At 73.4% G+C, this 21,379-nt stretch carries 19 protein-coding genes; 5 read left to right on the top strand and 14 right to left on the bottom strand.

Annotation, left to right across the window (positions count from 1 at the left end):
* Positions 1 to 43: 43 nt before the first annotated feature.
* From IE263_RS03675 to IE263_RS03655, 5 genes are all read right to left on the bottom strand, one after another.
* Entirely contained in the window at positions 44 to 2,200 is a 2,157-nt protein-coding gene (locus IE263_RS03675; protein ID WP_189932148.1) for an SWIM zinc finger family protein, read from the bottom strand.
* On the bottom strand, positions 2,200 to 5,031 hold the full coding sequence (locus IE263_RS03670) for an SCO1167/SCO6262 family helicase (RefSeq protein ID WP_189932146.1): 2,832 nt from the start codon (positions 5,029 to 5,031) through the stop codon (positions 2,200 to 2,202). Before IE263_RS03670 ends, IE263_RS03675 begins: the two co-directional genes overlap by 1 nt.
* Positions 5,032 to 5,146: 115 nt before the next feature.
* A complete protein-coding gene (locus IE263_RS03665; RefSeq protein ID WP_189932144.1) occupies positions 5,147 to 5,740 on the bottom strand; it encodes a sugar kinase in 594 nt (197 codons plus the stop codon).
* Positions 5,737 to 6,885 (bottom strand): ROK family glucokinase, encoded by a 1,149-nt coding sequence (locus IE263_RS03660; protein WP_189932141.1) that lies wholly within the window; start codon positions 6,883 to 6,885, stop codon positions 5,737 to 5,739. The genes IE263_RS03665 and IE263_RS03660 overlap by 4 nt, the downstream gene beginning before the upstream one ends.
* A gap of 189 nt (positions 6,886 to 7,074) precedes the next feature.
* Positions 7,075 to 7,824: a GntR family transcriptional regulator gene (locus IE263_RS03655; protein WP_189933125.1), complete on the bottom strand. Its 750-nt coding sequence runs from the start codon at positions 7,822 to 7,824 to the stop codon at positions 7,075 to 7,077.
* Positions 7,825 to 7,941: 117 nt separating this feature from the next.
* Between IE263_RS03655 and IE263_RS03650 the strand changes: the two genes are divergently transcribed.
* Positions 7,942 to 8,985 (top strand): Gfo/Idh/MocA family protein, encoded by a 1,044-nt coding sequence (locus IE263_RS03650; protein ID WP_189932139.1) that lies wholly within the window; start codon positions 7,942 to 7,944, stop codon positions 8,983 to 8,985.
* 36 nt (positions 8,986 to 9,021) lie between these two features.
* On the opposite strand, the gene IE263_RS03645 is transcribed toward IE263_RS03650, so the two are convergent.
* The 3 genes from IE263_RS03645 to IE263_RS03635 form a co-directional block, all read right to left on the bottom strand.
* Entirely contained in the window at positions 9,022 to 10,206 is a 1,185-nt protein-coding gene (locus IE263_RS03645) for a cytochrome P450 family protein (protein WP_189932137.1), read from the bottom strand.
* Positions 10,203 to 10,931: a response regulator transcription factor gene (locus tag IE263_RS03640; protein WP_189932135.1), complete on the bottom strand. Its 729-nt coding sequence runs from the start codon at positions 10,929 to 10,931 to the stop codon at positions 10,203 to 10,205. Before IE263_RS03640 ends, IE263_RS03645 begins: the two co-directional genes overlap by 4 nt.
* Positions 10,932 to 11,014: 83 nt before the next feature.
* Positions 11,015 to 12,271: a sensor histidine kinase gene (locus tag IE263_RS03635; RefSeq protein ID WP_189932133.1), complete on the bottom strand. Its 1,257-nt coding sequence runs from the start codon at positions 12,269 to 12,271 to the stop codon at positions 11,015 to 11,017.
* A gap of 224 nt (positions 12,272 to 12,495) precedes the next feature.
* Between IE263_RS03635 and IE263_RS03630 the strand changes: the two genes are divergently transcribed.
* Positions 12,496 to 12,699: a hypothetical protein gene (locus IE263_RS03630; RefSeq protein WP_189932131.1), complete on the top strand. Its 204-nt coding sequence runs from the start codon at positions 12,496 to 12,498 to the stop codon at positions 12,697 to 12,699.
* 58 nt (positions 12,700 to 12,757) lie between these two features.
* Here the strand turns inward: IE263_RS03630 and IE263_RS03625 are convergent, their stop codons facing one another.
* From IE263_RS03625 to IE263_RS03615, 3 genes are all read right to left on the bottom strand, one after another.
* Positions 12,758 to 13,153, bottom strand: coding sequence for a guanyl-specific ribonuclease (locus IE263_RS03625; protein WP_189932129.1), 396 nt, complete (start codon positions 13,151 to 13,153; stop codon positions 12,758 to 12,760).
* Positions 13,154 to 13,249: 96 nt separating this feature from the next.
* Positions 13,250 to 13,879, bottom strand: a complete 630-nt coding sequence (locus IE263_RS03620; RefSeq protein ID WP_189932127.1) for a dihydrofolate reductase family protein — start codon at positions 13,877 to 13,879, stop codon at positions 13,250 to 13,252.
* Between the two features lie 156 nt (positions 13,880 to 14,035).
* Entirely contained in the window at positions 14,036 to 14,872 is an 837-nt protein-coding gene (locus IE263_RS03615) for an AIM24 family protein (protein ID WP_189932125.1), read from the bottom strand.
* A gap of 100 nt (positions 14,873 to 14,972) precedes the next feature.
* Between IE263_RS03615 and IE263_RS03610 the strand changes: the two genes are divergently transcribed.
* On the top strand, positions 14,973 to 15,719 hold the full coding sequence (locus IE263_RS03610; protein ID WP_189932123.1) for an SDR family oxidoreductase: 747 nt from the start codon (positions 14,973 to 14,975) through the stop codon (positions 15,717 to 15,719).
* A 619-nt stretch (positions 15,720 to 16,338) separates the two neighbouring features.
* Here the strand turns inward: IE263_RS03610 and alc are convergent.
* Positions 16,339 to 17,463 carry an allantoicase gene (alc, locus tag IE263_RS03605; protein WP_189932121.1) on the bottom strand — a complete coding sequence of 375 codons (1,125 nt, stop codon included), beginning with the start codon at positions 17,461 to 17,463 and terminating at the stop codon, positions 16,339 to 16,341.
* Between the two features lie 51 nt (positions 17,464 to 17,514).
* Positions 17,515 to 18,852, bottom strand: a complete 1,338-nt coding sequence (gene allB, locus IE263_RS03600; RefSeq protein WP_189932118.1) for an allantoinase AllB — start codon at positions 18,850 to 18,852, stop codon at positions 17,515 to 17,517.
* Positions 18,853 to 19,134: 282 nt separating this feature from the next.
* On the opposite strand from allB, the gene IE263_RS03595 reads away from it, so the two are divergent.
* Positions 19,135 to 19,932 (top strand): IclR family transcriptional regulator, encoded by a 798-nt coding sequence (locus tag IE263_RS03595; protein WP_189932116.1) that lies wholly within the window; start codon positions 19,135 to 19,137, stop codon positions 19,930 to 19,932.
* A gap of 203 nt (positions 19,933 to 20,135) precedes the next feature.
* Here IE263_RS03595 and IE263_RS03590 read toward each other — a convergent pair whose 3' ends face one another.
* On the bottom strand, positions 20,136 to 20,450 hold the full coding sequence (locus IE263_RS03590) for a DUF5955 family protein (RefSeq protein WP_189932114.1): 315 nt from the start codon (positions 20,448 to 20,450) through the stop codon (positions 20,136 to 20,138).
* 188 nt (positions 20,451 to 20,638) lie between these two features.
* Between IE263_RS03590 and IE263_RS03585 the strand changes: the two genes are divergently transcribed.
* Positions 20,639 to 21,238 (top strand): nucleotidyltransferase family protein, encoded by a 600-nt coding sequence (locus IE263_RS03585; protein WP_189932112.1) that lies wholly within the window; start codon positions 20,639 to 20,641, stop codon positions 21,236 to 21,238.
* Positions 21,239 to 21,379 lie beyond the last annotated feature (141 nt).

Raw genomic sequence — 21,379 nt, 5'->3', positions numbered from 1 at the left:
AGGCTCGTTCCTTCCTCGGGGCGGGGCGGCGCGACGGGGGCGCTCAGAGTTCTTCGGAGCCGCCCAGGCCCGTCAGGGCGCCCACCGGGTCGGGGTCGGGGGTGCCCCGCGGCCACCAGTCGTCGTGGCCGGGCTCGGACTCGTACGCGTACCACAACCCGTCGCGGCCGAAGCGGAGTTGGACATGGCCGCGGGGATGGGTGAGGTGGTTGTGCCAGGGGCGGAAGGCGGGGAGGTCGGCGGCGAGGAGGAGCGGGCGGGCCCGGTCGAAGCGGCCGGCCGGTGGGTCCCAGGGTTCCTCCAGGACGGCGAGTCCGTCCGGGCCGCCCTGCCGCCAGGCGGCGACCGCGCGCGCCAGCTCGGCCGGGGTGCGGCCGGCGGCGGAGGCGAGGGAGGAGTAGAGGGCGCGGGTGGTGGCGGTGAGGCCGGAGCCGGGCCGGGAGGCGGCGATGCGTACGGCGTCCTGCCACAGGGTCAGTTCGCCGAGCTCGTCGTGGCCGGTGGTGAGCAGGGCGTGGGCGCGGGCGGCCGCGTCGGTCGCGAGCTGGTCCAGCGCGAAGGAGTCGGGGCCGTTCGGCGCGGAGGGGTACGCCGGTGGCTGCTCGGGGTGCGGGGGTGCGGGCAACGGGGGTGGCAGCGGCGGGAGCCGGCGGGCGGAGGCGAGCGCCTCGGTGGCCCGGACGCCGGGCAGCGGCTCGGGCTCCCGCTCCTGAGCGGCACGGGCCGCTCGGGTGGCGTTGCGGCGGGACAGCGCGTCGAGCAGCTCGCGCTCGCCCCGGCCGCGCAGCAGGAGCAGCACGAAGGGGTCGGCGTCGAGCAGACGCGCGGTCTGGTAGCAGAGGGCGGCGGCATGCTTGCAGGGGTGGCCCCGGTCGGGGCAGCTGCAGTGCGGTTCGAGATCGCCAGGGCCGGGGAGCAACGGCACCCCGCACTCGGCGAGGGACTCGGGCATCTCCTTGTCGAGAAGCGCGGCGATGTGCCCGGGCCGCTCCACGGCCGCCTCCAGGAAACGCTCCCAGTCCTCGTCGTCGAGGGTGCGCAGCCGCACCTGCACGCGGTACGGCCGGGGACGGCTGCCCTGCACATACGCGAGGACGAGGCCCGGCGTGACCGTGATGGCGTCGACGTTGCCCCGCTCGGCGTAACCCCGGCCGCGCGCGAGGCGCTTGGCGTCCAGGGCGCCCTTCTCGAGCGCGGTGATCCAGGCGTTGCCCCACCAGGTCTCGGCGAAGCGGCCGTCTTCGCCGGTGGATCGGGGCGCGAAGGGCGGGAAGGTGCGGCGGTGGCCGTTGTCCCGGGACGGGGCGGCCATGGAGCGGGGGGTGCGGGTGGGGGTGACGGCGGGGATGGGTGCAGAGGCGGGCTCCGGGGTGGGTGCGGGTGCGGGGTCGGTCGCCCGGAAGGGTGAACCACCGGCGTCGGCACGTGAATTGCCCCGCTCGACCGGCTCGTCCCCGGCCGTCCCCTCCGACGGCATCCGGAAGGCGCCCGCGAGGAAGTTCCGTACGTCCCCGGCGCGGTCGTCGGCGACTCGGTCACGTGGGCGGGTGGGGCGCCGGGTGGCCGCGGTGGCGGGGCGTGTGCCCGGGCGGGGGGTTCGACGCGCGGTCCCGTCTCCCGGCGCCTCGGCATCCGCCGAGCCCTGTCGTGCCTCCGCGCGGGCCGCCCGCAGGGCCTCACGGGCCAGATCGGCGGGGCGCGAGCCGGTCGTGCCCTGCGGCGCGGGGGGCGCGTCTGCCGACCGAGAGGCATCCGGTCGAGAGGCCTTCGCCTGAGAGGCCTCCGTCGGAAGGGTCTGCGCCTGAAGGGCGTCCGTCTGAAGGGCGTCCGCCGGAGGGGTGTCCGTCGGAGGGACGTGTGCCGGAGGGGTGTCCGCCGGAGGGGCCGGCGTCTGTGGAGCGCGCGCCGTACGCCGCAGAGCCGCGCGGGCCGCGTCACCGGGCCGGGGCGTGCGGCTCCCGGGCGGCGCATGCGAGGGCCGTTCCGGCGTCTCCCCCGGCTGCTCCACCGTCTGCGCCTGCGGCTGTTCCTCCAGCCGTTCCTTCGGCTGCTCCTCCACCCGTTCCTTCGGCTGCTCCTGAAGCCGTTCCTCCAGCCGCTCCTCCGGCTGTTCCCGTGCTCGTCTCCGGGCCTCCCGCAGCGCACGCCGTGCCGCATCGGCGGGCCGGGTGCCGGGCTCACCCCTCTCGAACTCCCCCATCACGCCTCCCTCCGCAGTCGGACCAGGTCGGACAGCTCGCGGTCCGACAGTTCCGTGAGGGCCGACTCGCCGGAGCCGAGGATCGCGTCGGCGAGGGCGCGCTTGGACTCCAGCATCTCGGCGATGCGGTCCTCGACCGTGCCTTCGGTGATGAGGCGGTGCACCTGGACGGGCTGGGTCTGGCCGATGCGGTAGGCGCGGTCGGTGGCCTGTTCCTCCACGGCGGGGTTCCACCAGCGGTCGAAGTGGACGACGTGGCCCGCGCGGGTGAGGTTCAGGCCAGTGCCGGCGGCCTTCAGGGAGAGCACCAGGACGGGGGTGGCGCCGCTCTGGAAGCGGTCCACCATGCGTTCGCGCTCCGGCACCGGAGTGCCGCCGTGCAGGAGGTCGACCGGGACCGCGCGGCCGGCCAGGTGGGCGGTGATCAGGCGGGCCATGCCGACGTACTGGGTGAAGACGAGCGCCGAGCCGTCCTCGGCCAGCAGGGTGTCCAACAGCTCGTCGAGGAGGGCGAGTTTGCCGGAGCGGGTGGCGAGGGCGTCGCCGGTGGAGGGGGTTTCCTCCTTGAGGTACAGGGCCGGGTGGTCGCAGATCTGCTTGAGCGCGCCCAGCAGCTTGAGCACCAGGCCGCGGCGGGCGATGCCGTCCGCCGTCTCGATGGCGAGCATCGACTCACGCACCACCGCCTCGTACAGCGCGGCCTGTTCACGGGTGAGCGGGACGGGGTGGTCGGTCTCGGTCTTGGGCGGCAGCTCGGGGACGATACCGGGGTCGGACTTCTTGCGGCGCAGCAGGAAGGGGCGGACCAGGCGGGCGAGGCGCTCCACCGCCTCCTCGTCCTCGCCCGTCTCCACCGCGCGCGCATGCCGGGCACGGAAGGACTTCAGGGGGCCGAGGAGGCCTGGCGTGGTCCAGTCGAGGAGGGCCCACAGCTCGGAGAGGTTGTTCTCGACGGGGGTGCCGGTGAGGGCGACGCGAGCGGGGGACGGGATGGTGCGCAGCGCCTTCGCCGTCGCCGAGTAGGGGTTCTTGACGTGCTGGGCCTCGTCCGCGACGACCATGCCCCACGGCTGCCGGGCGAGCGTCGGGGCCGCCGAGCGCATGGTGCCGTACGTGGTGAGGACGAAGCCGCCGGTCAGGTCGTCCAGCGTGCGGTCGGGGCCGTGGAAGCGGCGGACGGGGACGCCGGGGGCGAAGCGGGTGATCTCTCGCTGCCAGTTGCCGAGGAGGGAGGCCGGGCAGACCACCAGGGTGGGTTCGGTGCGGGCCCGCCGCAGATGCAGGGCGATGACGGTGATCGTCTTGCCGAGGCCCATGTCGTCGGCGAGGCAGCCGCCGAGGCCGAGGGAGGTCATGAGGTCGAGCCAGGCCAGGCCCCGCAACTGGTAGTCGCGCAGGGTGGCGCGCAGGCCGGCGGGCGGGTCGGCAGGGTGCACGCCGGCGGTGAGGCGGTCGCGCAGGGCGGCCAGGGCGCCGACGGGGAGCGCCTCGACGGTCTCGCCGTCGACCTCCGCGGTGCCGGTGAGAGCGACGGACAGGGCGTCCACCGGGTCCAGCAGGCCCAGTTCGCGCTTGCGGGCCTTGCGGACGAGGGCGGGATCGACGAGGACCCACTGGTCGCGCAGACGGACGACCGGGCGGTGGGCCTCGGCGAGCGCGTCCATCTCGGCCTCGCTGAGCGGATCCCCGCCGAGCGCCAACTGCCAGCGGAACTGCAGCAGTTCCTCGCTCTCGAAGAAGCCGGTGCCATCGGTCGCCGAGCCCGGGGCGGGCCGTACGACCGCGGCCGCGGTCAGGTCCTGGGCGAGGTCCCTCGGCCAGTGCACGGCGACCCCGGCCGCGGCGAGGCGGGTCGCGGCCACCCCGAGCAGGTCGCTCAGCTCGTCCTCGGAGAGGGCCAGGATGTCGGGCGCGTCCTGGTCGGCGAGCCGGGCCAGCGGCGGCCAGACGCGGGCGGCGCGCCGCACGGCGAGGGCCGCGTCCACGCGCGCGCGGGGACCGAAGGCGGAGTCCGCCTCGCCCGCCCACAGGGCCGCCGCGTCGGTCACCAGGGTCGGGTCGGCGAGGCTGTGCACCTGGACGATCGCGGCGCCCGCGCGGCGCGCTCCCTCCGCCTCGTCGAACAGGTCGTACGCCGACAGGTCCAGCCGGAGCGAGATCCGTACCCCCGCGTCCATGCCGGCGGCGACCTCCGCCGCCCAGTCGTGGGCACCGGGCAGCCGCTGCGGCGCGCGGTCCGCGAAGGGCTTCCCGGACGCGTACGGCGCGGCGGGGGTGCGGGGCAGGGTGTCGGCGACGGCGTCCAGGAAGGACCGCATGAGGGCTTCCGGCTGGGGCAGCCGGAGCGGGCCGGGGCCGGGCAGCGGTACGGCGTGGCCCTCGTGGGGAAGGGCCGCGGCGATCGCGCGGAGGTGCGCGATGTCCTCCGGGGCCAGCGGGCCCGCCCGCCAGGCGTCGTGGCCGGTGGGTGTCAGGCCGGGCAGCAGGCGGCCGCGGGCGGCGAGCCGCAGCGCGTGCAGTGCGGCCGCGCCCCAGCAGGCGGTCGCGGGGTGCGCGGCGGGGTCGCGGCGGGCGCGTACCAGGAGCGGGAGCGCCGCGTCGAGGGGCAGCGACAGCGCGGGGGCCTGCCGCCGGCGGACGGAGGTGCCATGGCGGCGTACGACGGTCAGCTCGGTGCGGTCGGCGGCCGCCGGGGCGGGCAGCGGGCCGTCGTCCGGGTCCCAGAAGGCGATCCGGCCGTCGCGCGGGAGGGGGGCGGGCAGGAAGACGGCGGCGAGGCGCACACCGATCGGCTCCGCCGGGTGCCCGGCGACCGCGGTCGTGTCGCTCATACGCAGTGTCCACCTCCCGCCCGCGTGTCGGATCAGTCGTCTTCGACTCTACGGGCGGGGTCTGACAATCGGCCCCGGCGACCGGCAGGGGCCGCACCTGGCGGCCGTCGACCCGTCAGGGAACCGTGCGGGAGACGACGTACACCATGGGGTACACCGGGTTGCCGGTGTTCACCACCACGTCCAGCGTCGGCTTGGGGTTCTTCTGCTCGCGGACGAAGCCGAAGTAGTCGCCGGGGCGGGAACCGTGGCCGGAGAACCGCCAGCCGGTGACGTTCTGGTCGCGCTCGCCGATCGTGATCTCGTCCTTCTTCAGGGCGGTCCGGCTGAGGCCGAGCTCGGCGAGGAAGGCGTCCAGGCCGGCGTGGGTGGTCTGGAACTGCACGTAGAGACGGCTGGTCTTCCAGTTGTTCGTCTCGTAGTAGGCGACCTGGTTCGACGGGTGCGGGACCGGCACCTGGTACAGGCGGCGCTGGACCCTCGACGGCCAGCCCTCGGTCAGGCCGGTCGCCGAGTACTTCGCCTCCTTGTCCTTGCCGCTGTCGCGGCTCTGGTTGGCGGAGATCACCAGGTAGCCGGCCGGGACGCCGATGAGCAGCACGATGATCAGCAGGGTGAGCGCCCTGCGGCGGATCACATGGCCCCGGGTCTCCGGCGGAGGGGACGGCTCGTCCCCGGGTGGGCCCTGGTGCGGCAGGGACGCCGTCATGCGGTGTCCCGGGCCCGGCGGGCGGCCTCCGCGAACCGCTCGTAGCGTTCGTACCGCTCCACCCGGCGCCGCTTGGCGCGGCGGAAGCGGCGGGCGACCAGGCGGGCCAGGTCGGCGGCGCCGACCATGCCGGCCTCGGGGCCGAGCTGGGCGCGGACGATCCGGGCCTCGGGGCGGTAGCCGCGGCCGGTGAGGTGGCGCTTGAAGGCGTCCCGCGCGGGGCCGATCAGCAGGTCGTCGGCGGCCGAGACACCGCCGCCGATCACGAAGCAGGAGGGGTCGAGGGCGGCGGCCAGGTTGGCGATGCCGACGCCGAGCCACTGGCCGATGTCCTGGAGCAGCTCGATGCACATCGCGTCGCCCTCACGGGCCAGCTCCGTGATCATCGGGCCGGTGATGTCACCGATCTGCCCCTTGACGTGCTCGATGATGCCGTACGCCACCGGGGAGTCGGCGGCGGCCAGCTCCTTGGCCTCCCTGACCAGCGCGTTGCCGGAGCTGTACTGCTCCCAGCAGCCGCGGTTGCCGCACGGGCAGCGGTGGCCGCCGGGCACGACCTGCATGTGCCCGAACTCGCCGGCGACGCCGTACTTGCCGCGCTTGACCTGGCCGTCCTCCAGGATGGCGCCGCCGATGCCGGTCCCGAGGGTGATCATGACGAGGTGGTCCTCGCCGCGGCCGGCGCCGAACCGCCACTCCGCCCAGGCAGCGGTGTTGGCGTCGTTGTCGACGAGCACGGGCACCGCGAGGCGGCCGGCGATGCGGTCGCGCAGCGGCTCGTTGCGCCAGGACAGGTGGGGGGCGAACAGGACGCGGTTGCGGTCGGCGTCGACCCAGCCGGCCGCGCCGATACCGACGGCGTGCACGTCGTGCCGGTCGGACAGGTCCAGGACCAGCTCGACGATCGTGTCCTCGACGACCTTCGGGCTCTTGGACTTGTCCGGGGTCTCCGTGCGGACCTTCTCCAGGATGTTGCCGTCGGCGTCGACGACGCCCGCCATCACCTTGGTGCCGCCGATGTCGATGCCGACCGTGGGCACCCGGGGTGCGGTCAGGTGGGAGCGGCGCTCGCGGGTGCCCACGGTGCGCAGGGCGGGGGCGCGGCGGGAGCCGATGGGGGCGGTGAAGGTGCCGTAGGTGCTCATCGTCGCCGATTCTGCCTCACGCTCATGTGGGGTGCCGAGCGGGGGAGCAAAGGGGACTGCCCGTGCCGTGTCGTCCGGGGGTGCGCCATGGCTGGTCGGATTCGGCCGCATTGTCCGGACAATGCGACCAGTGCGGGCCCCGCGCACTCCCCCCACCCAGGACGCGCTCAGGCCGTGCTCCGACCACGCTCAGGACCGTACGAGCAGCTGGAACTCGAAGGAGTAGCGGGTCGGGCGGTAGATGTGGTCGCCGAACTCGACCGCGCGGCCGGTGTCGTCGAAGGTCGTGCGCTGCATGGTGAGCAGCGGGGCGCCCTCGGCCTCGGCGAGCCGCTCGGCCTCGTCGGCGGTGGCGGCGCGGGCGCCGATGGACTGGCGGGCGCTGTGCAGGGTGATCCCGGCGGCCCGCATCAGGCGGTACAGGCCCGTGGCCTCCAGCTGTGCGGTGTCCAGGTCGAGCAGGCCGGAGGGGAGGTGGTTGCACAGGTACGCCATCGGCTCCCCGTGCGCGAGTCGCAGCCGCTCCACCCGCTGTACGTCGCTGCCCTCGGCGACACCGAGCGCGGCCGCGACCTCGGCGGTCGCGGGGACGACGGTGTTGACCAGGACCGTGGTCGCGGGGCGCTGGCCGGCCGCCTCCAGGTCGTCGTAGAGGCTGCTGAGCTCCAGGGGGCGCTTGACCTGGCTGTGCACGACCTGGGTGCCGACGCCCCGGCGGCGCACCAGCAGGCCCTTGTCGACGAGGGACTGGATCGCCTGGCGCACGGTCGGACGGGACAGGCCGAGCCGGGCGGCGAGCTCGATCTCGTTGCCCAGCAGGCTGCCGGGCGTGAGCGATCCGTGCTCTATGGCGGCTTCGAGCTGCTGGGACAGCTGGAAGTACAACGGCACCGGGGAGCTTCGGTCCACACGGAGTTCGAGCTGCGCGGTCGGGTCCACTTCTGGTTTCGGCACGGCCCGAGCGTAGCCCCGCGGCCGGTTGACGGGAAGTTGTGTAGTTCGATTGTCCGGACAAACGCATTGACAGGGTGCGGACTCCGACGCCACCTTGAACACATGCGCATCGGGGTCATCGGGACGGGCCGCATCGGCACCATTCATGCGAACACACTCAGCCGTCACCGCGAGGTCGGATCCCTCATCCTGACGGACGCGGAGCCCGCGCGGGCGCAGGAGCTGGCGCTCCGGCTGGGCGAGACGGCCGCCCCCGGGGTGGAGGAGATCTTCCGGTGGGGCGTGGACGCCGTGGTGATCACGACGGCGACCTCGGCCCACGCCGAACTGATCGGTCGGGCAGCGCGCTCCGGGCTCCCGGTGTTCTGCGAGAAGCCCATCGCGCTGGATCTGGCGGGCACCTTGGCGGCGATCGCCGAGGTCGAGGCCGCCGGAACGATCCTTCAGATGGGGTTCCAGCGCCGCTTCGACGCGGGCTACACGGGGGCGCGGGAGGCGGTGCGGTCGGGGCGACTGGGACGCCTGCACACCGTGCGGGCGGTGACGTCCGACCAGTCGCCGCCACCGGCCGAGTGGTTGCCGGTGTCCGGGGGCCTGTTCCGGGACGCGCTGATCCACGACTTCGACGTGCTGCGCTGGGTGACCGGGCGCAAGGTGGTCGACGTGTACGCAGCCGGCTCGGACGCGGGGCCCGCCATGTTCCGCGCGGCCGGGGACGTGGACACGGCGGCCGCCGTCCTCACCCTCGACGACGGCACCCTCGCCACGGCCACGGCGACACGGCTGAACGGCGCGGGCTACGACGTCCGCATGGAGCTCGCCGGCGAGCTCGACCAGATCGTCGTCGGCCTCGACGACCGCACCCCGATCGCCTCCACCGAGCCCACCGGCCCACCGGCCGCGGACAAGCCCTGGACCGGCTTCCTGGAACGCTTCGGCCCCGCGTACGAGAGCGAACTGAACGCGTTCGTGGACGTCGTCAGGGGCGGGCGCCCCAACCCCTGTGACGGCCGCGAGGTCCTCCAGGCCTTCCGGATCGCGGAGGCCTGCGAGGTGTCCCGCCGGGAGCGCCGGGCGGTGGCGCTGGCGGAGATTCCCGGAGCGGAGCCCGGGGCACAGGGAGCACCGGGGCCACCGGGCGCGTAGGAGGTCCCCCGCTCCGGGTGAGCCGGCCCGGCCGCCTCACCAGCGCACCGGCAGACTGCGCATCCCGCGCATCAGCATGCCCGGCAACCACTCGCCGGGCGGGCCGTCCAGGGCGAGGCCGGGGGCGCGGTCCAGGAGCGAGCGGAGTGCCGTGCGGGCCTCCAGGCGGGCCAGGGGGGCGCCCAGGCAGAAGTGGATGCCGTGGCCGAAGGCGAGGTGACCACGCGGGTCGCGGCGGACGTCGTAGTGGTCGGGCTCCTCGTAGCGCAGCTCGTCGCGGTCGGCGGACGCGAGGCCGATCAGCACCGGATCACCCTTCTCGATCGCTACATCCGCGATCTCCAGGGGCTCGACGGCGAACCGGTACGTGGCGTTCTCCACCGGGCCCTCCCAGCGCAGGGTCTCCTCGACCACACCGTCGACGAGGGCCGGGTCGGCGCGCAGGGCCGCGAGCTGGTCCGGGTGGGTGAGCAGGGCGTGAACGGCGTTGGTGACCAGGTTGACCGTGGTCTCGTGGCCGGCGATGAGCAGGAGGAACGCCATGCCGCGCAGCTCCTCGGCGGAGAGCCGGTCGCCGTCCTCGGCGGTGGTGCGGATCAGGTCGCTGAGCAGATCGCCGCCCGGCTCGGCGCACCGCTTGTCCTCGATCAGCTCGGTGAGGTAGGCGCCGAGCCGCACGAAGGCGTCCTGGCCGTGGTCCGCGCCGGTGGGGGCGACCACCTCCGTCGACATCTCGCGGAACGCCGCACGGTCGATCTCGGGGACGCCGAGCAGCTCGCAGATGACGGTGAGGGGGAGCGGGTAGGCGAAGGACTCCACGAGGTCGGCGTGGCCGCGCGGCAGCATCGCGTCGAGCAGGTCGTCGGTGATCTGCTGCACGCGCGGGCGCAGCTCCTCCACCCGGCGCACGGTGAACGCGCGCGCCACAAGGGCACGCAGCCGCGTGTGCTGCGGCGGGTCGGTGATCAGCAGATGTTTGCCGATCACCTGCTCGTCCAGGAACGTCGCGCCGATCCGCTCACCGTCCTTGACCAGCCTCGGGTCGGTGAGCGCGGCGCGCGCCTCCTCATACCCCACCACGAGCCAGGTCGCGTAGGTCTCGTCGGAGCCGGGCGGGCGCACCCGGTGCACCGGGCCACGCTCCCGCAGCCGCGCGTACACCAGGTGCGGGTCCCGCCGGAACGCGTCGCCGAACGCCCCGAGGTCGATCACTTCGGTCATCTCGCTCCCCCTCCCGTCTCTTCGTCAACGCCCGAACCGTCCCGCTGGTGCCCGTCCCCCGTGTTCTCGTCGAGAAGCCCCGCGTCGTACGCCAACAACGCGATCTGCACCCGGTTGTTGAGGTCGAGCTTCGCCAGGGCGCGGGAGACGTGGGTCTTGACGGTGGCGACGCTCATGAACAGTTCGGCGGCGATCTCGGCGTTGGACAGGCCGCGGCCCACGGCGACGGCGACCTCGCGTTCGCGCTCGCCCAGGGCGGCGACGCGCTCACGCGCGCGTGCCCGCCGGGTGTCGGCGGCCGAACCGGCCGCGTGGTCCATCAACTGGCGGGTGACGGTGGGCGACAGGACGGGGTCGCCGGCCGCGACCCGTCGCACCGCCTCGAGGATCTGGGCCGGCGGCGTGTCCTTCAGGACGAACCCGGCGGCGCCCGCGCGCAGCGCCCGGAGCACCTGCTCGTCGGCGTGGAAGGTGGTCAGGACGACGACCTGCGGGGCGTCCTCGCGGGCGCGCAGCCGCTCGGTGGCGGTCAGACCGTCCACCGACGGCATCCGGATGTCCATCAGGACGACGTCCGGACGGGTGCGGTCGACGAGCGCCTCGGCCTCGCCGCCGTCGGCGGCCTCGCCGACGATCTCGATGTCGTCGGCGCCGCCCATCATGAAGGACAGACCGGCCCGCACCAGAGGATCGTCGTCGACGAGGAGGAGTCTGATCGCAGTCATGGGCCTTACGTAATCACGGTCGTGGCGGACGAGTGGTCCCCCTGGCGGCTGTCCCGCCGCCCCGCCGGGGCGGTGTGGCCGGTCTAGGCCGGCCACGGCAGCCATGCCCGTACCTCGAAGCCGCCGTCCTCACGCGGCCCGTGCTCCAGGCGGCCGCCCGTCAGGGTCGCGCGTTCGGTGAGGCCGATCAGGCCCTGCCCGGAGCCGGGGACGGGCGGCACGTCGCCCTCGGGGGCGGGGTTGCCGACGGTCACGCTGAGGCCGTCGCCGGGTCCGCCGGTGACGGTGACCGCGGCCTCGGTACCGGGGGCGTGCTTGCGGGCGTTGGTGAGGCACTCCTGGGCGATGCGGTACACCGTGCGGCCGATGGAGGCGGGGACCGCGGCGGCGTCGGTGACGTGGCGGTCGAGGGTGACCTTCATGCCGGCCTCGCGGGACTCGGCGACCAGCGCGTCCAGGGCGGCCAGCGTCGGCTGCGGGCGGGCCGGGTCCTCGGGCTCGCCCGCCCGCAGCACGCCGATGATCTCCCGCAGGTCCTGGAGGGCCTCGTGGGCGCTCTCCCGGATGACACCGGCCGCCCGTGCGATCTCCTCGCGGGGCGCGTCCGGCCGGAACTCCAGCGCGCCCGCGTGCACGCTGAGCAGGGTCAGCCGATGCGCGAGCACGTCGTGCATCTCCCGGGCGATGGCCTCGCGGGCCAGCCGCTGCGCCTGCTCGGCGCGCAGCCGCGCCTCCGTCTCGGCGCGCCGGGCCCGGTCCCGCAGGCTCAGCATCAGCTGCCGCTTGGAGCGCACGAACATGCCCCAGCCGATGATCGCGACGGTGAGCAGCACGGTCCACACCACCGCCGGGCCGTACTCCAGTTCGGGGTCCGGGCGCGCCCAGATCAGTACCGGGATCAGCACCAGCTGGGTGCCGCCGACCCAGGCGACGTACCGGAAGGGACGGTGTACGGCGAGGGTGAAGAGCGCGACGGTGCAGGCGCCGGCCGCGGTGGTCGAGAGGAAGCCGAGGGGGAGCGTCGCGATCGCCAGGCCGAGGGGCCAGCGGCGGCGCAGCCAGACCGCGGCGCAGGAGAGGGCGCCCAGCAGCTGGTCGGCCACGAGGAGGGCGTGCGGGAGGTCCTGGGCACCGGGGAGCGTGTCCGCCACCGCGAGGCCGATGCCGACGGCCAGGAGGAAGCAGCAGAAGTCGACGATCCAGTCGCGTACGGTGCGCCGGGGCCGGCGCCCGGACGGCCCGGCGTCCGGGTCAAGCTCGGCGGCCACGGCGGACGGCAGCAGCCATCGGCGCCCCGGAAAAGCCGGCGCGATCGGCGCCGTCTGGTCGTCACCCCTCATGGTCGACGAATCTACGCAGCCCGGACCGTCGTCACCTCTCCTCGGACAGGATCGGCGACCGAAGCGGGCCGACTGTCCACGGAAGTCGACGAAGGGATCCGCCGAAAGGCTGACCGGGGGACTGCTTTCGGTGCGGAGGGCCGGGCGGGGACGCGCCTTTCGCCGGACGTGCCTCGCCCCGCGGCCGATGTGGGTGGGGGGTCCGCGGGGCGAGAGTCCTTGCCATGAAGCAGTTGTTGGAGTTTCTCGGATTCATCGCCCTGTTGCAGGGCACCGGCGGTCTGGCGTACGAGCTCACCGGCAGGCTGCGCTGGGGTGTCACACAGCAGTGGGCGCTCCTGGACGGCTACGAGATCTACGTCAGCATCGCGCTGATCGTCCTGGCGTTGGCCCTGTTCGCCGCCGCCGAGAGCCGGAAGCACGGATGAGCGCGGGCCGGGCCTCCGGCCGGTCGCACCGTTCCTCCGAGACCGGAGCCCGGGCGGCTCAGCAGTCGTAGTCGATGAGGTCGAAGCTCGCGTAGTGGTCAGCGGTGTAGTAGTCCTCCTCGTACTGCTGACCGGTCACGATGCGACGCGCGCCGCGCGTGGAGGAGCCCGGCGTCTTGACCGTGTACTCGTGGTAGTAGCCCGTGGACTGCCTGGGGAGGAGGCCTTCCCGGTTCTGGAAGACCGAGCCGTCCTGCGAGTACGGGAACGGGCCGCCCTGCTCGATCAGCCGCAGCGTGGTGTACGCCTGGGAGGGCAGGTCGCTGTAGCAGATGCTGCCGACCGCCGTCGCCGCGGCGGTCGCCGGACCGGCGGAGACGGTACCGCCGACGAGGAGGGCGGACAGGAGGGCGGCCGCGCCGCCGATGCGAGTGATGCGTGGGGGGAATCTCATGCACTCATGATGACGCGCGTAGACGATGGCATGTCAATGACAACTCCGAGGATTTTCCCGTCAAGTCCGGTGAGTTTTCGGGAAGTTAACCTGCGGCTAGCCGTTGTCCGGAAGTTCGTACGAACCGTAGAGAGGGCGGCCGTCGAGGTCGTACGTCTGGATGGAGACCCCCGCGGCGGTGATCCGGCCGCCGGTGTGCCGGAACGCGGTGGGCAGGGTGCCCTCGGCGAACAGGCGCCGGCCCGCGCCGAGCACGACCGGGAACGTCAGCAGGTGAAGGGTGTCGACGAGGTCCAGCGCGAAGAGGCTGTGGGCCAGGGCGCCGCTGCCGTGGACCTGGAGCTCCCCGTCGGTGTTCTCCTTCAGGGCGGTGACCTCCTTGGCGAGGTCGCCCTGGATCGCCGTGGCGCCGGACCAGACGGGGTCGGCGAGGGCGCTCGTGGTGACCACGTACTTCGGCAGGGAGTTCAGCCGGGACGCGACCGGGTCGTCCGGGTCGGTCACCTTCGGCCAGTACGAGGCGAAGATGTCGTAGGTGCGGCGGCCGAGGAGGAAGGCGCCGACGTTGTCGAAGACCTCGGTGATGAACCGGCCGAAGTCGTCGTCGCCGTAGGGGACGCTCCAGCCGCCCTGCTCGAAGCCGTCCCTGGTGTCCTCGTGGGGGCCGCCGGGGGCCTGGTACACACCGTCGAGGGTGACGAAACTGGTGAGGACGAGCTTGCCCATGGCGGGTGCCCTCCTTACTGGTGCTCGGGTGGGATCCACTGTCATCAGGGCAGACCCCGCCCGGGCCCGCAACTCATCGGTTCGTCCCGCCCGAGCCCGCAACCCATCGGTTCGTCCCGCTCGGGCTCCCCCCGCTCGAGTTCCTCCCGCTCGGGTTCATCCCGCGTGCGTCGAGAACAGTCCGCCCGTGGGTCCCTGCTTGTCCCCGCCCTGGGCCTTCTTCAGGGCGTTGGCGAGGCTCTCGATGGTGAGGGACTGCAGGATGACCCGGCCGTTGCCCTCCAGGGTGGCCAGGGAGAGGCCCTCGCCACCGAAGACGGCGTTCATGATCCCCTGGCGGTTGAGGCCGCCGACGCGCTGGACGCCGTATTGGATGCCCTCCTCGAAAGCGACCACGCAGCCGGTGTCGACCTCGATGCGGCCGCCGAAGTCGGCCGGGTTGAGGTCGATGAAGTTGCCCGCGCCGGCGATGATGACCGTCCCGTACCCGGTGAACTTCTCCAGGATGAAGCCCTCGCCGCCCTTCATGCCGGTGCGGCCGCCCTGGAAGGCGATGCCGAAGTCGACGGTGGACTCGGCGGCGACGAAGGCGTCCTTCTCGGCGAGCCACGCGCGTGTGCCGTCCAGTTCCAGGGCGCGCATCTCGCCCGGGAGGACACCAGCGAAGCCGACGGTGCCCTCGCCGCCCTGCGCGGTGAAGTACTGGAACGCCAGCGACTCACCCGCGAGGGCGCGCTGGCCGACCTGCATGGCGGTGCCCATGGCCTGGCGCAGCATGCCGCCCATGCCGCCACCCGTACCGCCGCCCGAGCCGCTGCTCTGGTGCTGCTGCTGACCGCTGCCGTTCGACGGGCCGCTCAGCCGGGTCTCCATGGTCACGTTCGCCGTCTTGAACAGGAACTTCCCGGCCTCGCAGTACACGGTCTGGCCGGGGTTCAGGTTGACGACGGCCATCTGCATGGCGTTACCGACGATTTCTTGCTGAAGAGTCACGTGGGGTGAACGCGGGAGGTGGAGGGAAGAGTTCCGGCCCGCCGAGGCAGGCGTCCGTTCGCCGCCAGCACGCGGGGGCGCCGGCCGCTGGGATGGACCCATGACAACGACCTACGGAACCCTGAACGGCAAGGTGGCCCTCGTGACCGGCGGCAGCCGCGGCATCGGCGCGGCGACGGCGGTGCGGCTGGCCCGGGAGGGCGCGGACGTGGCCCTGACGTACGTGAACGGCAAGGAGGCGGCCGGGGACGTCGTACGGGCCGTGGAGGCCCTCGGGCGGCGGGCGGTGGCGCTGCGGGCGGACTCCGCGGACGCGGAGGAGGCGGCGGGAGCGGTGGACCTCGCGGCGGAGGCCCTGGGCGGGCTCGACGTGCTGGTGAACAACGTGGGCGTCGGACTGCTCGGGCCGGTGGAGAGCCTGTCCCTCGCCGATGTGGACCGGGTGCTCGCCGTGAACGTCCGGGGTGTCTTCCTGACCTCCCGGGCCGCGGCCGCCCGCATGACCGCCGGAGGCCGGATCATCACGATCGGCACCTGTATGACACAGCGTGTCCCCGGCCCCGGCGGCACGCTCTACGCGATGAGCAAGTCGGCGCTCGTCGGGCTGACGAAGGCGTTGGCCCGGGAGCTGGGGTCACGCGGGATCACGGCGAACGTCGTCCACCCCGGGCCGATCGACACGGACATGAACCCGGCGGACGGCCCGTACGCGGCCGGCCAGGCGGCGATGACCGCGCTGGGCCGCTTCGGGACGGCCGAGGAGGTGGCCGCGACGGTCGCGCATCTGGCGGGAGCCGCCTACGTCACGGGCGCCGAGTTCGCGGTGGACGGCGGGCACGCGGCGTGAAGCCGACGCGGTGTTCTCGCCCCCGCCGCCCCTACCCGTCCCATCCTCCAGGGGCTCCGCCCCTTCGACCCGTCCAGGGGGCTCCGCCCCCTGCACCCCCGCTCCTCGAACGCCGGAGGGGCTGTTTCACCGCCGGTCGGCATATCTCAGCCCGTCCGGCGTTCGAGGACGAGGCCGTTCAGGCCCCAGCGGGGTCTGGGGGCGCGGCCCCCAGCGGGGTCCAGGCCCCGGAGCCCCTGGCGGGGATTTGGGGGGCAGAGACCCTGGCGGGGGCCCGGGGGCAGAGACCCTGGCGGGGATCCGGGAACAGAGACCCTGGCGGGGGCCCGGGCGCAGCGCCCCTGGCAGGGGCCCGGGAACAGAGACCCTGGCGGGGGCCCGGGCGCAGCGCCCCTGGCAGGGATCCGGGAACAGAGACCCTGGCGGGGATCCGGGGGCAGAGCCCCTGGCGGGGATCCGGGGGCAGAGACCCTGGCGGGGATCCGGGGGCAGAGCCCCTGGCGGGGATCCGGGGGCAGAGCCCCTGGCAGGGGCCCGGGCGCAGAGCCCCTGGCGGGGATCCGGGGCAGCGCCCCGGGATGGGACGGGTAGGGGCGGCGGGGGCGAGGACAACCGTGGGTCAGCCGCCCAGCTCCTGGTGCCGCGCCGCCAGCCTCGACTCGCCCTCCTCCGTCAGGGAGCCGTACAGCCGCAGGCGGGAGATGCCGCCGTCGGGGAATATGTCCACGCGCGCGTGCGTGCCGACGGCCGGGGTCGGCAGGACGAAGCGGTGGTTGGTGTCGGGCTGGAGGCGGGTGCGCGGGAGGATCTCCTGCCAGTCGCCGTCGCCCCTGTCATCGGCGTCCTTCACCGACACCGACGCCCAGCCGGCGCTGTTCCCCTTCAGGTACGCCGTGTCGATCTCCAGGGCGCGGATCCGGGCCTGCGCGGCCAGGCGGTAGCGGATCCAGTCGTGGCCCTGGTCGCGGCGCCGGCGTGTCTCCCAGCCGTCGTCCATCTTGCGGGAGCGGCCCGGCTGGATGGTGTTGGTGGCCGGCGAGTAGAAGCGGTTGGAGGCGTCCTCGGCCTGGCCGCCGTTCTCCAGGGCGACGACGTCGAAGGTGCCGAGGGCCGAGAGCCAGGCGGGGTCGGGGACGACCTCGCCGTACACCCGGAGGCGGGCGATGCCGCCGTCGGGGTGCTGGTTGACGCGCAGGTGGGTGAAGCGCTGCTCCACCGCTGTGGAGAAGCCGTTCGCCGCGTGGCCGCCCACCGGTGTGCGTGGGACCAGCGTCGTCCACTTCACGTCGTCCCCCAGCAGTTCCTCCGGGGACGGGGAGCCGGCGACCGACGTGCCCTCGATCGACACCGCCTGGGGGTAGTTGCCGCGGAAATGGGCCGTGTCGACGACGATGCCGCGGATCACGCCGGGCGCGCCGAGGCGGACCAGCGCCCAGTCGTGGTCCTCGGCCGTCGGCCACGGGTGGTCGGCCGAGGCACCCCTGCGCCGCCTCGTCTCCCAGCCGTCCATGATCTTGCCCTTGTGTCCGAACTGCTCGGGGTCGAACTCGGCCCGCCCGGGCACCAGGAGATTCTCCCGCTGGGCGAAGAACTCGTCGTTGGCGGCGATGACTGCGGCGCCGAGCTGCCGGTCGGCGAGGTTGGCGTGGTGGGTGAAGGAGAAGTCGGCGGTGCGGTAGTCCGCGTAGGGGTCGCCGCCTCCGTAGGGGTTCGCGTCGCCGGTGAAACGAGGTGTCGCCGTCACAGTGATCAGGGCTTCCTTCCGGGAGTCGGCCGGTGCGGGTGCACGTGGGTGTCAGTGGGGCCGGGTGAGCAGTCGTCCCTTCGGTCGGGTGAACTCGCCGTCCGCGACGATGCGTTCGCCGCGCAGCCAGGTGGACTTCACGACGCCGTACAGGGTCCGGCCCGCGTAGGCCGTGACCCGGTTGCGGTGCTGGAGGGCCGCCGGGTCCACGGTGAAGGTCTCGTCGGGGGCGAGGACGGCGAAGTCGGCGTCGCGGCCCGCCTCGATGGCGCCCTTCTGCCCGAGGCCCACGAGAGCCGCCGTGCGCGTCGACATCCAGCGGACGACGTCCTCGAGGCCGTGGCCGCGCCTGCGGGCCTCGGTCCACACCGCCGACAGGCTCAGCTGGAGGCCGGAGATACCGCCCCAGGCCGTGGCGAAGTCGCCGGTCTTGAGGTCGGCCGTGGACGGGGAGTGGTCGGTGACCACGCAGTCGATGGTGCCGTCCGCCAGCGCCTGCCACAGCAGATCCTGGTTGGCGGCCTCGCGGATGGGCGGGCAGCACTTGAACTCGCTGGCGCCGTCCGGGACTTCCTCGGCGGTGAGGGTGAGGTAGTGCGGGCAGGTCTCGACCGTGATCCGCACCCCCTCCGCCTTGGCCCGCGCGATCAGCGGCAGCGCGTCGCTCGACGACAGGTGCAGGACGTGCACGCGCGCGTGGAGGCGTTTCGCCTGCGCGACGAGGTTCGCGACGGCGGTGTCCTCGGCGCCGCGCGGCCGGGAGGCGAGGAAGTCGGCGTACCTGGGGCCGCCCTGCTGCGGGGCGGCGTCGAGATGGTGCGGATCCTCCGCGTGCACGATCAGCAGGCCGTCGAAGCCGGCGATCTCGGCCAGGGACCGGGCGAGTCGGTCCTGGTCCAGGTGCGGGAACTCGTCCACGCCCGACGGTGAGAGGAAGGCCTTGAAGCCGAAGACGCCGGCGTCGTGCAGCGGGCGCAGGTCCTTGACGTTGTCGGGCAGGGCGCCGCCCCAGAAGCCGACGTCGATGTGCGCCTTGTCGGCGGCGACCTCCCTCTTCGTACGGAGGTTGTCGACCGTGGTGGTCGGCGGGAGGGAGTTGAGCGGCATGTCGACGAGGGTGGTGATGCCGCCGGCCGCCGCCGCGCGCGTGGCGGTCCAGAAGCCCTCCCACTCGGTGCGGCCGGGGTCGTTGACGTGCACATGGGTGTCGACCAGGCCCGGGAGCAGGACGTCGTCGCCGAGGTCCTCCAGGCGGGCGTCCGACGGTACGTCGGCGTCGTGGGGCAGTACGGCCGTGATCGTCCCGGCGGACACGACGACCGTGGCGGCGCGCGTCCCTTCCGGAGTGATGACGCGCGTCGAGCGCAACACCAGTTCAGCGTCGGACACCCGGACCCCTCTCTGCCGCCGTTTTACTTCCGGGAAACGGGATTTACTCCCGGGCAACTTCCACGTAACGGAATTCAACGTTCTGTTGAAGGAGTCTTCACTCCCGGTCGCGCGCCGTCAAGGGCACACTTCTTCATGGTGCAGGGAACGGCGCCATCCTGGACGTTTCCACAAAGCGGAATTATTGTTTCAGCAGGCAGAACGTAACTACGCACAAGCGGGGAGTCAACCGGCCCCCGGGTAGGCTTCAGCTCTTCCCGCCAGTTTCGAAAGGAACGCGCCGTGCCGACGTCCAGCGCCAGCACCACCGACTCCGCCAAGTCCGCCGGCGGAGGGGTCCAGTCCCTCGAGCGCGCCTTCGATCTGCTCGAGCGGATGGCGGACGCGGGCGGTGAGGTCGGCCTGAGCGAGCTGTCCGCGAGCAGCGGGCTGCCCCTTCCCACCATCCACCGCCTGATGCGCACGCTGGTGGTCTGCGGCTACGTCCGCCAGCAGCCCAACCGGCGGTACGCGCTCGGCCCCCGCCTGATCCGCCTCGGCGAGTCCGCCTCCCGGCTGCTGGGCACCTGGGCCCGCCCCTACCTGGCCCGCCTGGTGGAGGAGACCGGCGAGACCGCGAACATGGCGCTGCTCGACGGCGACGAGATCGTGTACGTGGCGCAGGTGCCGTCGAAGCACTCGATGCGTATGTTCACCGAGGTCGGCCGCCGCGTCCTGCCGCACTCCACCGGCGTCGGCAAGGCCCTCCTCGCCGGCTTCCCCGACGACGAGGTGCGCGCCCTGCTCGACCGCACCGGCATGCCCGCCGCGACCGAGAAGACGATCACCACCCCGGACGGCTTCCTGGCGGCCCTCCAGGAGGTCCGCAGCCAGGGCTACGCGGTCGACGACAACGAACAGGAAATCGGGGTCCGCTGCCTCGCGGTCTCCGTGCCGGACTCCCCCACCGCGGCGGCCGTCTCGATCTCCGGCCCGGCCGGCCGTGTCACGGAGGCGGCCACGGAGAAGATCGTGCCGGTGCTGCAGCAGGTGGCGGTGGAGCTGTCGGAGGCGTTGTCGAACTCGGGTCCGGCGGCCTAGGACGCCGGCATGCGGCCCGACCACCTCCGGGAGCGGAGCGGACCCGCGGCACCGTCCGCTCCCTGCACGAGGCCTGCCCAGGACGCCGGCATGCGGTCCGACCACCTCCGGGAGCGGGGCGGACACGCGGCACCGTCCGCTCCCTGCACGAGGACACGCGGAGCGGCGGCGCCGGCCGTCGGCGGATGGGCGCCCCCGCGAGGTCAGCGGCGCGGCGACTCCCCGAACAGCTCCACCGCGTTCCGCACCTCCGACAGCGCCCGCGCCAGCGCGCTCACCGATCCGATCGCACCTGCGATCAGCAGCAGGGAGCGGCGCAGGCGGGGAATCTCCGGGACGCCGTGAGTCGCCATGGCGGCGAGCGCGGCGAGTTCGTCCTCGGCCATGACCCGGTCCGGGAAATCGGCCGGGTGCGCGGCGAGTTCGCGGCGCAGCCGGGACACCGCCGTCCGCAGTTCCGCCACCCTCGGATCCTCGTCGCTGCCGGCCACTGACCTCTGCCCCAAGCTACGCAACACAGCTCTCCCCCCTCGCACGCTCTTGTGCGCAAGTTCGTGGTGCCCAGCGTGCGTCCCCGTGGCGCTGGTCAGGCCCACAGGAGACGCGGGTCAGTAAACGCCACCCCGCACCCGGTCCGCCACCGCGTGGACGGAAATTCAGCCTCACGAAACCGCGCGGCCGTCGCCGCGTCAGGTATGCAGAACGTATGACGCACAAGGAACACGAGGTCGCCGGGCTGCTCCTCGCGGCGGGCGGGGGACGGCGCCTCGGCGGGCGCCCCAAGGCGCTGTTGACGCACCGGGGGCGGCCGCTCGTGGAGTACGCGGTGGAAGTGCTGCGCGCGGCCGGCTGCGCGCGGGTGCACGTGGTCCTGGGAGCCGCCGCCGACGCCGTACGGGAGCGGGCGCGGCTCGACGGGTGCGTGCTGGTCGTGAACCCGCGGTGGGAGGAGGGCATGGGGTCCTCGCTGCGGGCCGGGCTCGGCTCGCTCGCCGGGACGGGGGCACGGGCCGCGCTGGTCTCGCTCGTCGACCAGCCGGGGATCGGGGCCGAGGCGGTCGGGCGCGTGCTCGGCGCGTACGAGGGTGAGTCGTCGCTGGTGTCGGCCGCCTACGACGGGATGCGCGGGCACCCCGTGCTGTTCGGCGCGGCGCACTGGGCCGGCATCGCGGCGACTGCGACCGGTGACCGGGGGGCACGTGCCTACCTGAAGGCGCACGAGGAGGCGATCAGGCTCGTGGAGTGCGGGGACGTGGCCGAGCCCTACGACATCGACACGACCGAGGACCTGGTCCACCTGGAGTGAACGAGGTGGCACGCTGAGCCACCCTGTCTCGCCCCGGAGAATCTCGACATCAACAAACCATTGAACTTCCACGATGAGGAAACTAGTATCCACTGATCAGAAGCACTCGGTCGGCCCTCGGGTGCTCCCCGCCCTACCCGG

This window comes from Streptomyces aurantiogriseus, assembly GCF_014649375.1.
GTDB lineage: Bacteria > Actinomycetota > Actinomycetes > Streptomycetales > Streptomycetaceae > Streptomyces > Streptomyces aurantiogriseus.
This window is presented reverse-complemented; position numbering and strand designations above follow the sequence as displayed.

Coding starts and splice junctions, on each gene's coding strand:
- IE263_RS03675 (WP_189932148.1), bottom strand. CDS start 2,200: ATGGGGGAGTTCGAGAGGGGTGAGCCCGGCACCCGGCCCGCCGATGCG.
- IE263_RS03670 (WP_189932146.1), bottom strand. CDS start 5,031: ATGAGCGACACGACCGCGGTCGCCGGGCACCCGGCGGAGCCGATCGGT.
- IE263_RS03665 (WP_189932144.1), bottom strand. CDS start 5,740: ATGACGGCGTCCCTGCCGCACCAGGGCCCACCCGGGGACGAGCCGTCC.
- IE263_RS03660 (WP_189932141.1), bottom strand. CDS start 6,885: ATGAGCACCTACGGCACCTTCACCGCCCCCATCGGCTCCCGCCGCGCC.
- IE263_RS03650 (WP_189932139.1), top strand. CDS start 7,942: ATGCGCATCGGGGTCATCGGGACGGGCCGCATCGGCACCATTCATGCG.
- IE263_RS03645 (WP_189932137.1), bottom strand. CDS start 10,206: ATGACCGAAGTGATCGACCTCGGGGCGTTCGGCGACGCGTTCCGGCGG.
- IE263_RS03640 (WP_189932135.1), bottom strand. CDS start 10,931: ATGACTGCGATCAGACTCCTCCTCGTCGACGACGATCCTCTGGTGCGG.
- IE263_RS03635 (WP_189932133.1), bottom strand. CDS start 12,271: ATGAGGGGTGACGACCAGACGGCGCCGATCGCGCCGGCTTTTCCGGGG.
- IE263_RS03630 (WP_189932131.1), top strand. CDS start 12,496: ATGAAGCAGTTGTTGGAGTTTCTCGGATTCATCGCCCTGTTGCAGGGC.
- IE263_RS03625 (WP_189932129.1), bottom strand. CDS start 13,153: ATGAGATTCCCCCCACGCATCACTCGCATCGGCGGCGCGGCCGCCCTC.
- IE263_RS03620 (WP_189932127.1), bottom strand. CDS start 13,879: ATGGGCAAGCTCGTCCTCACCAGTTTCGTCACCCTCGACGGTGTGTAC.
- IE263_RS03610 (WP_189932123.1), top strand. CDS start 14,973: ATGACAACGACCTACGGAACCCTGAACGGCAAGGTGGCCCTCGTGACC.
- IE263_RS03585 (WP_189932112.1), top strand. CDS start 20,639: ATGACGCACAAGGAACACGAGGTCGCCGGGCTGCTCCTCGCGGCGGGC.